Origin of the sequence: Streptomyces sp. NPDC057654, assembly GCF_042800135.1 — a bacterium.
In the GTDB taxonomy this organism is placed as follows: domain Bacteria; phylum Actinomycetota; class Actinomycetes; order Streptomycetales; family Streptomycetaceae; genus Streptomyces.
The window spans coordinates 1-4,225 of record NZ_JBHVHQ010000758.1 but is presented as its reverse complement, the minus strand read 5'-3'; the positions used below and the strand labels follow the sequence as shown (position 1 = coordinate 4,225).

The following is a 4,225-nucleotide window of genomic DNA, read 5'->3' as shown; positions in this document are numbered from 1 at the left end:
GTCGTATCCGGTGGCGCGTAGGGGCGCTCTCGATGTCACTCACCGGCCCGTGGAGAGGTAGGGTCGGAGTCGGTCGGGGACATCCCATACAGCTCGCCGGCGTCCAGACCGGCAAACCAACGAGGAGATCGGTTCGTGACGATCCGCGTAGGCATCAACGGCTTTGGCCGTATCGGTCGTAACTACTTCCGCGCACTGCTGGAGCAGGGTGCGGACATCCAGATCGTCGGTGTCAACGACCTGACCGACAACGCCACCCTGGTTCACCTGCTGAAGTACGACACCATCCTGGGTCGCCTGAAGCACGAGGTCAGCCACACCGACGACACCATCACGGTCGGCGACCAGACCTTCAAGACGATGGCCGAGCGCGACCCGGCGCAGCTCCCCTGGGGCGAGCTCGGCGCCGACATCGTGATCGAGTCGACCGGCATCTTCACCAAGAAGGCCGACGCCTCCAAGCACCTCGCCGCCGGCGCCAAGAAGGTCCTGATCTCCGCGCCCGCCAAGGACGAGGACATCACGATCGTGATGGGCGTCAACCAGGACAAGTACGACGCGGCCAACCACCACGTCATCTCCAACGCCTCCTGCACCACCAACTGCGTGGCGCCGATGGCCAAGGTTCTCCTGGAGAACTTCGGCATCGTCAAGGGCATGATGACCACGGTCCACGCGTACACGAACGACCAGCGCATCCTGGACTTCCCGCACTCGGACCTGCGCCGCGCCCGCGCCGCCGCCGAGAACATCATCCCGACCACCACCGGCGCCGCCAAGGCGACCGCCCTGGTGATCCCGGAGCTCGCCGGCAAGCTGGACGGCATCGCGATGCGCGTCCCCGTCCCCACCGGCTCGGTCACCGACCTGGTCATCGAGCTGGAGCAGGAGGTCTCCAAGGACGAGGTCAACGCCGCGTTCCAGAAGGCCGCCGAGGGCCAGCTCAAGGGCATCCTGGAGTACACCGAGGACCCGATCGTCTCCTCGGACATCGTCAACTGGCCGGCCTCCTGCACCTTCGACTCCTCCCTGACCATGGTCCAGGGCAAGAGCGTCAAGGTCATCGGCTGGTACGACAACGAGTGGGGCTACTCCAACCGTCTGGTGGACCTGACCACGTACGTCGGCGGCCAGCTCTGAGCGTTGCCTGACCCGGGCACCGAGATGTGAAGGACAGGGCTCGCGCGACGCGATGACGCGTCGTGCGGGCCCTGTCTCATGACTGACTACGACGGAGTCACCATGAAGACGATCGACGAACTCATCCAGGGTGGGGTCGAAGGAAAGCGGATCTTCGTCCGCGCCGACCTCAACGTGCCGCTGGACGGCACCGCCATCACCGACGACGGGCGCATCCGCGCCGTCGTCCCGACGGTCAGCGCGCTCGCCGAGGCGGGCGCCAAGGTGATCGTCGCCTCACACCTGGGCCGCCCCAAGGGCGCCCCGGACCCGCGGTTCTCCCTCGCGCCGGCCGCGGCGCGCCTGGGCGAACTGCTCGGCAAGAACGTCTCGTTCGCCACCGACACGGTCGGCGACAGCGCGAAGGCCACCGTAGCCGCCCTGGCGAACGGCGAGGTCACGCTGCTGGAGAACCTCCGTTTCAACGCGGGCGAGACGAGCAAGGACGACGCCGAGCGCGGCGCGTTCGCCGACCGGCTCGCGGAGCTGGCGGACCTGTACGTCGGCGACGGCTTCGGCGCGGTGCACCGCAAGCACGCCTCCGTCTTCGACCTCCCGGCCCGGCTGCCGCACGCCGCCGGCTACCTCATCGCCACCGAGGTCGGCGTCCTGAAGAAGCTCACCGCCGAGGCGAAGCGGCCCTACGCCGTCGTCCTGGGCGGCGCGAAGGTCTCCGACAAGCTCGGGGTCATCGACCACCTGCTGGAGAAGGCCGACCGCATCCTGATCGGCGGCGGCATGGCGTATACCTTCCTCAAGGCCCAGGGCTACGAGGTCGGCATCTCGCTGCTCCAGGAGGACCAGATCCCCACCGTCCAGGGCTACCTCCGGCGCGCCGAGGAGCGCGGCGTGGAGTTCGTGCTCCCCACCGACGTCCTGGTCGCCGGGGAGTTCCCGGACCTGAAGACCAAGGCCCCGGCCCACCCCACGACGGTCGCCGCGGACGCCATCCCGGCCGACCAGGAGGGTCTGGACATCGGTCCCGAGACCCGCAAGCTGTACGCCTCGAAGCTCGCCGACGCGGCCACCGTCTTCTGGAACGGTCCGATGGGCGTCTTCGAGCACCCCGACTACGCCGAGGGCACCAAAGCCGTCGCCCAGGCGCTTCTCGACAGCCCGGCGTTCACCGTCATCGGCGGCGGCGACTCGGCCGCGGCCGTGCGTCTGCTGGGCTTCGACGAGAACGCCTTCGGCCATATCTCGACCGGCGGTGGCGCCAGCCTCGAATACCTCGAAGGCAAGACGCTCCCCGGCCTCGCCGCACTGGAGGACTGAATCACCGTGAGTGACCGCACCCCGCTGATGGCGGGCAACTGGAAGATGCACCTCAACCACCTTGAGGCCATCGCGCACGTCCAGAAGCTCGCCTTCGCCCTCGCCGACAAGGACTACGAGTCCGTCGAGGTCGCCGTGCTGACGCCGTTCACCGACCTCCGGTCGGTGCAGACGCTGGTCGACGGCGACAAGCTCAAGATCAAGTACGGCGCCCAGGACCTGTCGGCGCACGCCTCCGGGGCGTACACCGGTGAGATCTCCGGCGCCATGCTCGCCAAGCTGAAGTGCACGTACGTCGCCATCGGGCACTCCGAGCGACGCCAGTACCACGGCGAGAACGAAGAGATCTGCAACGCCAAGGTCAAGGCCGCCTACGACAACGGCCTCACCCCGATCCTCTGCGTCGGCGAGGGCCTGGAGGTCCGCAAGGCCGGCAACCAGGTGTCGCACACCCTCGCGCAGCTCGACGGCGCCCTCGCGGACATCCCCGCCGACCAGGCCGAGACGATCGTGATCGCGTACGAGCCGGTCTGGGCGATCGGCACCGGCGAGGTCGCCACCCCCGAGGACGCGCAGGAGGTCTGCGCCGCCATCCGCGGACGGCTCGCCGAGCTCTACAGCCAGGAGCTGGCCGACAAGGTCCGCATCCAGTACGGCGGCTCCGTGAAGTCCGGCAACGTCGCGGCGATCATGGCGCAGCCGGACGTCGACGGCGCCCTGGTGGGCGGCGCGGCGCTGGACGTGGACGAGTTCGTCAAGATCGTCAGGTTCCGCGACCAGTAGCAGCAGCGGCGGCGGCTACGGCTGCTATGACGATGGGCCCCGCCCGTCGTACCCTGTCGGGGCCGGGACCGGTGTATTCACGCCGCCCCGGCCCTGCGCCGTTCCCGGTGTACGCCAGCAGTACAGCAGCTACAACAGTTTTCCGTCCGAAGTGTTCAGTCCGAGAGAGTTGGTCCAGCCGTGGTCTTGGGGTTCTCGATCGCCCTCATCGTCTTCAGCCTGCTGATGATGATGTTGGTGCTCATGCACAAGGGGAAGGGCGGCGGCCTCTCCGACATGTTCGGCGGCGGTATGCAGTCCTCCGTCGGAGGGTCCTCGGTCGCCGAGCGCAACCTCGACCGGATCACCATCGCCGTCGGCGTGCTGTGGTTCATCTGCATCATCGTGCTCGGCCTGCTGATGAAGCTCGACAGCTGACGTACCGTCGCATGCGCGGCCTATCATGGGCCTTGCGTCGAGGGCGGGCGGTAACTCCGGCCACTGGACGCGCGTTGGGCCTTACGTAGACTGGGGCGCCCGCAGCGGAGCTGCTCATTGACGCTTCGCGGCACCATCACGCAGGGAGTTACGACCGTGGCAAGTGGCAACGCGATCCGAGGAAGTCGGGTCGGAGCGGGGCCGATGGGGGAGGCCGAGCGAGGCGAGTCCGCGCCGCGCCTCCGCATCTCCTTCTGGTGCTCGAACGGGCACGAGACGCAGCCGAGCTTCGCCAGCGACGCGCAGATTCCCGACACTTGGGACTGCCCGCGCTGTGGCTTCCCCGCAGGCAAGGACCGGGACAACCCGCCGGACCCGCCGCGTACCGAGCCGTACAAGACGCATCTCGCGTACGTACGCGAGCGGCGCAGCGACGCGGACGGCGAGGCGATCCTCGCCGAGGCGCTCGCCAAGCTCCGCGGCGAGATCTGAGCGAGTCCGACCGGACGGCAGCGGCGGCAGGAAGCACGACTCCTGACCAACACGGCCCGGCCGCGCACCCTTTGAGGGG

At 68.3% G+C, this 4,225-nt stretch carries 5 protein-coding genes; all 5 read left to right on the top strand.

All coding sequences use genetic code 11. The annotated features are described in order from the left end of the window. Positions 1-135 precede the first annotated feature (135 nt). The 5 genes from gap to ACFU99_RS35175 all read left to right on the top strand — a co-directional run bounded on the left by gap (position 136) and on the right by ACFU99_RS35175 (position 4,146). Positions 136-1,140, top strand: a complete 1,005-nt coding sequence (gap, locus tag ACFU99_RS35195) for a type I glyceraldehyde-3-phosphate dehydrogenase (protein ID WP_384400134.1) — start codon at positions 136-138, stop codon at positions 1,138-1,140. A gap of 102 nt (positions 1,141-1,242) precedes the next feature. Further along, a complete protein-coding gene (locus ACFU99_RS35190; protein ID WP_384400131.1) occupies positions 1,243-2,454 on the top strand; it encodes a phosphoglycerate kinase in 1,212 nt (403 codons plus the stop codon). A gap of 6 nt (positions 2,455-2,460) precedes the next feature. Then, positions 2,461-3,237 carry a triose-phosphate isomerase gene (gene tpiA / locus ACFU99_RS35185; RefSeq protein ID WP_384400128.1) on the top strand — a complete coding sequence of 259 codons (777 nt, stop codon included), beginning with the start codon at positions 2,461-2,463 and terminating at the stop codon, positions 3,235-3,237. A 180-nt stretch (positions 3,238-3,417) separates the two neighbouring features. Beyond that, complete coding sequence (gene secG / locus ACFU99_RS35180) at positions 3,418-3,654, top strand: preprotein translocase subunit SecG (RefSeq protein ID WP_384400125.1); 237 nt, start codon at positions 3,418-3,420, stop codon at positions 3,652-3,654. 156 nt (positions 3,655-3,810) lie between these two features. Continuing rightward, positions 3,811-4,146, top strand: a complete 336-nt coding sequence (locus ACFU99_RS35175; RefSeq protein ID WP_076971064.1) for an RNA polymerase-binding protein RbpA — start codon at positions 3,811-3,813, stop codon at positions 4,144-4,146. Positions 4,147-4,225 lie beyond the last annotated feature (79 nt).